The following is a 5241-nucleotide window of genomic DNA, read 5'->3' as shown; positions in this document are numbered from 1 at the left end:
ACGTCTGAAACTATTTTTTTTCAAATATATGATCGCTGAGTTTAATTCCAGAAGCTTCCATCCGTTTGAGGCATGCAGGGCGATATCCAGTTGCATAAAATTTCCCTCGTGCATTTCCCTGATCATCAATGCCGGTTTGCTCAAAACCAAAGATATCTTCCACTTTATATTCACCCTGACTGTTCAGAGAAATAATTTCAGATACTTTAGCAATACAACGTTGTCCCCCTTTGAGGCGGGAGACATGTAGAATAATTCCAATTCCGTTTGCGATGTATTGTCTGATGACGGGTAACGGAAGTTCAAAACCGCTCATAGAGACCATCATTTCCAAACGGGCTAATGCATCGCGAGTATCATTTGCATGAATGGTTGTTAAAGATCCTTCATGACCTGTATTCATTGCCTGGAGCATATCTAGTGCTTCAGGCCCTCTTACTTCACCGATAATAATACGATCCGGACGCATACGCAGGCTGTTTTTAACCAGCTGTCTTTGCGAGATTTCTCCCACACCTTCAGTATTATCAATTTTTGTTTCAAGACGCACAACATGTTTATGTTGCAGGATTAACTCAGCGGAATCCTCTATGGTAATCAACCGTTCTTCTCGCGGTATAAAATTAGAAAGTGCATTGAGCAATGTTGTTTTACCGCTACCAGTCCCCCCGGAAATCAACATACTAATCCGGGAGTCAACAACTGCCGCCAGAAAATCAACAATCTCCGGAGTCACTGATTTCTTTTCAATCAGATCATCAATCTGTAAAGGAACTGTTCCAAACCTTCGAATGGATAATGAGGGCCCGTTTAAAGCCAGCGGAGGTATAATGGCATTAATTCGTGATCCATCAGGGAGTCGAGCATCGACCATTGGATTCACTTCGTCTATTCTCCGCCCTACACGTGATACGATCCTTTGAATGATCCGCATCAAATGCTGATTATCAGCAAAAATAACATCGGACTCCTCGAGTTGGCCATTTCGTTCAATATGAATTTCATATGCATGGTTGACGAGGATATCACTGATGGTTGGATCTGCCATTAAGTGATCCAATGGCCCTAAACCAAAAACTTCACTCAGCAGCTCATTCAGCAAGCGTTCACGATCAATACCTTCCAGAACGGAAACATGCTCATCGCAAATTTCTATTGCAACAGCACGCACTTCTCCTGATAGCTCTTTTTCTGATATTTGAGCCAACATAGACAGGTCAAGTGAATCAACCAGTTCCTGATGAATTAAAACTTTTTGCTTTTGAAAATGTAGTTCGGCTTCTCTATTTTCAGGAACAAAACTATTAGATTCCACAAACAGTTTCTTTGTACCAAGCGATTCCATGTGCAATCCCAAAAATTCAAAATATTGTTACTTAGGTAGACTTAACTAACAAGATAGAGATGATCTATCCCATTTTGTCATGACGTACTTTGAGCGAATACCATACCTTGATCGAATCAAAGAAGTTTAAACGCTAAAAATGCCACAGAAAAACAACTGCTATGTCACCGAGAACCAGGATCGAGAGATTCTAATTATTCCGGTTTTATAAACCACTGACGGGAGTAGATATCTCAGAGGTTTTACGTTTGGTTTGTTTCATAGTCGTAGTTGCTTTATTGGAGGGGATTACTTCTGAAGCAACGGGTGTCTCAATCGCGTCTATCCAGTTTTCGTTTTTGAAAGCACGGTTTCCCTTAAAATGCACGGTATTCAAACTACCCGCACGATAGATATCCATGCTGGAAACCCGTTGACTTGGCAAGAAGCCCAAGATGTTGGAAAGTGTCAGACGATCACTCGAACGGCCCGCCGATACCACTTCAGTATTTTCGTTGGGATTACGCAACGCCATGCTTAATACACCATGGCCTTCCACTACTTTTAAAACTTTTCCCTGTTCGGGAGAAACTTCAAGAGTGATGGAATACTCTTCTCCTTTACCACCTTTGGAACTCCCGACAGTTTTATGTCCTGGAACAGCGATTTCACCGACGGCCAGAACACGAACTTTTTCCAAGAGCGTGATTGTTGTTTCTGGAATACCATCTGTGGCATTTGATCGAAAAAGGACGTCAGCAATAGCCCCTGGTCGAGAGAATCCGGCGACATTTCCAATTTTGTGAATGGCTACGGTCACAGCCCGGTTACCTGGCTTCAGAACGTCTGAAAGACCAGGTCCCATTCCATTTGCGAATAAATCGATCGTGTGAAATGGTTGTCCTGCTTTAATCGGATTTTTAAGCACACGACCAGTAATATATTGCGTGGCTGTAATTCTTTGTTTACCCTTGGAATCAAATTTCTTATCGACTGATTCAGGAGCAATTCTTAAAATAGCAATATCATCCAGCGACAATGTCTGACCTGGCACTAGATCTCTTGATGCAATAGGGACAGTCATCTGCCTGGGCTTAACAGGATCTTCTGCTAACATTGCTGGAACAGGCTGTTTATGCAGAAACTGTCGTACTGTATAAGCAGCACCTAAGCCAAGTAAAATTGCGAAAATCGCTGCGGTCATTGTTCCTGGACTAATTTTTGCCACGTTAACTTCCCTGAAATCTTCGAATATAAAAAATTGACTTACCTTGCGTTAAATTAACACAGGTATTTACATTCAATCATAGATTGATTTATAGCAATTACTGCTAAAATTTGACTTTACTCACCGGACGCAGAAATCGTTAAATCAAGCCCGGCAGGCGCGTCTCCGTCAGGATCTGTTAGTGAATTTGAATCAACATATTCACTCGTCACACCATTTACAGTGAAACTATAAGATTGATCAATACTCTCCAGAGATACAGCCATATCACCATACTTCTGGACGATGTGATCTCTCAAAGTCGATACGCCCGGAATGATACCAATCACAAGAATGGTAACCATCAGGACCGTGGCAAAAGGAGAAACACTCCCCCTTTGATCACTCCAAAATTGACGAGCAATTTGCATTCCTAATATCCTGACAAAACCGACACATAAAATACGAACATATTTCGAACACCATAATCAAAAGCATCTTATGTGCCAATAAACGCTCGAACTAACAAAAATGCTCAGAGAGCCCGTTCCCGAGGGGGCGTCCTCGGGAACAGATTCTGAATCACTCAAACTTTTAATGAAACTATTCAGCAGAAGCAGTAATTTGAACACTGATACAAGCAGGTTCAGCAGCACTAGGATCTACACTAGAATCACAGAAATCGAGTTGGTCATCGAAGAGCGAACCAGCTGTGCTGGATGTATGTCCGGTAACACCTGAAAAACTGTAACTCTGGTTAATGTTTGAAATGGCTAAAGCAAGGTCACCCAGTTCCTGAACAACTTGATCACGAACGGTGGCCAATCCGACTACAACACCCAATACGAGGATTGTGCCGATCAACACGAGTTCTGATGAGACAACAAAACCTGCCTCATCATTCCAAAAATTAGTAAGCATGTTCATCCTAACTCCTTATTGATTATGTGAGCCGTTTTAAACAGCTCCTTTGAACATTTTGATACAAGAATTAAACAATAATCGCAGGGGACTATTCTCTTAGTTAAGCGGCTATTTATTAAATAACCTGAGAATTCACCCCAAAAACGGAAGTTGAAACTTACGGAGATTCAACTGATGCATCTACGATTAAGATACAGTGGCTATCAAGTCCGGTAGGATCAAGATCAAGATCACAGAAGTCGATATTGTCATCAAAGATAGACCCTGCTGTGCTTGATGAGTGCCCTGTGATCCCTGAGAAAGAATAGCTCTGGTTAGTGTTGGAAAATGCAGCGGCAACGTCTGCTAATTCCGCGATTACCTGATCACGAAGTGTGGTCAACCCGACAATCATACCGAGAACCAACACAGTAGCGATCAGCACTAGTTCTGTTGAAACGACGAAACCATTTTCATCATTCCACAACTGCTGAAACATCTTCATTCGTACTCCTCACATTAATCAGATGGTTAATGCATGCCGAATGCACCACATGAACATGTAGTTATTAACATTCGAGCAAATTAACGTGCCTGCATACGCCCAGCGCAGACGTTCCAGATTAACAGCAGACGATGTGCCATTTTGACCCACAATGCATATTTTTCGCAATTTCACTCTACAATGAATTTTATGAGCAATTCGGCTAAGAGAAATTTGCGTTACAGTCCCTAAAATCATTAGCAATCGGCCAATAGGTATGATTCAAGCAAAATTAAGCCGTCAGCAATTCAATGCAGCGACATTTCAGGTTCTGTATCCTTTGGTTAACACTTTGAAGCCAAGTGTAATCTTCGGTGCACATCCAGGTAGACTTGTTGAAAGGAGCAAGATGTAATCGTATGGATCTGATGAGTATCACGATTTTGAGTAAATCGAATTCAGTTCACTGCTACAGTATTATTTGTCTTGCTGAGATAAGTCGACCTGATAGGGAAATTTCCCTCTCCATAACGCGAGTGCGCGCCCCGCGTGAGATAAAAATGTGTAGCTGTTTTTAATCTCTGAATCAGGCATCGCATTGATACTCTTGACGAGCCAATGTCCCGCTTTCTGTAGCGTTTCCTGAGGAGGGAGAATCTCTTCTGGCGCTAACGCCCACCACTCCATTGCATGTCCTGTTGCCAGGATCCGACGCGCGCGAGGGGTAAATAATTTTTCAGATGACAATTCAAATTTTCTCCCATCCCAATTCTTATCCCAATATCCCTCTTTCGTCTGAGTTTTTACGAGCAAAGCGGTGATGTTTTTCAAATACAGGACGATCTTTTCTCGCCCCTGATCAGTCAGAATGGGGGCTTGTTCATCAACCCTTAACAGCATGACCAAAGCATGCAATCGATGATTTCCATAACAAACCCCTTTGGTGGGCTGTTGACGCATTATCCGCTCTGCGATGAGATCAAAATTAACGAGCTGCCCTTCAGTTGTCATCCAATCTTGGGCAGACTGCAGATACAGGGCAAATACAAGAGTGGACCACTCATATTCCAGCTGATTCAAACTGAACGAGCTTAATGTTTCCTGAATCATCGCCGCCAGTGTGGTTTCCCCATTTGGTGTTACAACAGGGTAGTCGGCAGGGGTCCCCACTTCAGCAAGCGTTGCTAAAGTATGATCTTCATGACTCGAACTTGCCAATCCGTCCTTAACGCGTGGCTTGATTCCATACTGATTTTGAACGAGCAGAGGTTTGGCTTTCTCCCCCCATATCTGGTTAAAACTACGATGGTCCAGCAGAATATC

Annotated in this window: 5 protein-coding genes and 1 pseudogene; all 6 read right to left on the bottom strand. The window is 42.6% G+C overall.

The genetic code is table 11. The annotated features are described in order from the left end of the window. Positions 1-10 precede the first annotated feature (10 nt). Complete coding sequence (locus Q0668_RS24280) at positions 11-1345, bottom strand: CpaF family protein (RefSeq protein WP_298869139.1); 1335 nt, start codon at positions 1343-1345, stop codon at positions 11-13. A gap of 205 nt (positions 1346-1550) precedes the next feature. After that, positions 1551-2552 (bottom strand): Flp pilus assembly protein CpaB, encoded by a 1002-nt coding sequence (cpaB, locus tag Q0668_RS24275; protein WP_298869138.1) that lies wholly within the window; start codon positions 2550-2552, stop codon positions 1551-1553. A gap of 116 nt (positions 2553-2668) precedes the next feature. After that, complete coding sequence (locus tag Q0668_RS24270) at positions 2669-2962, bottom strand: hypothetical protein (protein ID WP_298869136.1); 294 nt, start codon at positions 2960-2962, stop codon at positions 2669-2671. Positions 2963-3134: 172 nt separating this feature from the next. Beyond that, positions 3135-3452 carry a hypothetical protein gene (locus Q0668_RS24265; protein WP_298869135.1) on the bottom strand — a complete coding sequence of 106 codons (318 nt, stop codon included), beginning with the start codon at positions 3450-3452 and terminating at the stop codon, positions 3135-3137. Positions 3453-3612: 160 nt separating this feature from the next. Next, positions 3613-3939, bottom strand: a complete 327-nt coding sequence (locus Q0668_RS24260) for a hypothetical protein (RefSeq protein ID WP_298869134.1) — start codon at positions 3937-3939, stop codon at positions 3613-3615. Between the two features lie 456 nt (positions 3940-4395). After that, positions 4396-5241 (bottom strand): annotated as a pseudogene (locus tag Q0668_RS24255) (hypothetical protein); the annotation flags it as partial.

The sequence above is a fragment of the uncultured Gimesia sp. genome (assembly GCF_937910335.1).
Lineage (GTDB): Bacteria > Planctomycetota > Planctomycetia > Planctomycetales > Planctomycetaceae > Gimesia.
Note: the sequence above shows the minus strand (reverse complement) of the source record. Positions and strands in the feature narration are given on the sequence as shown.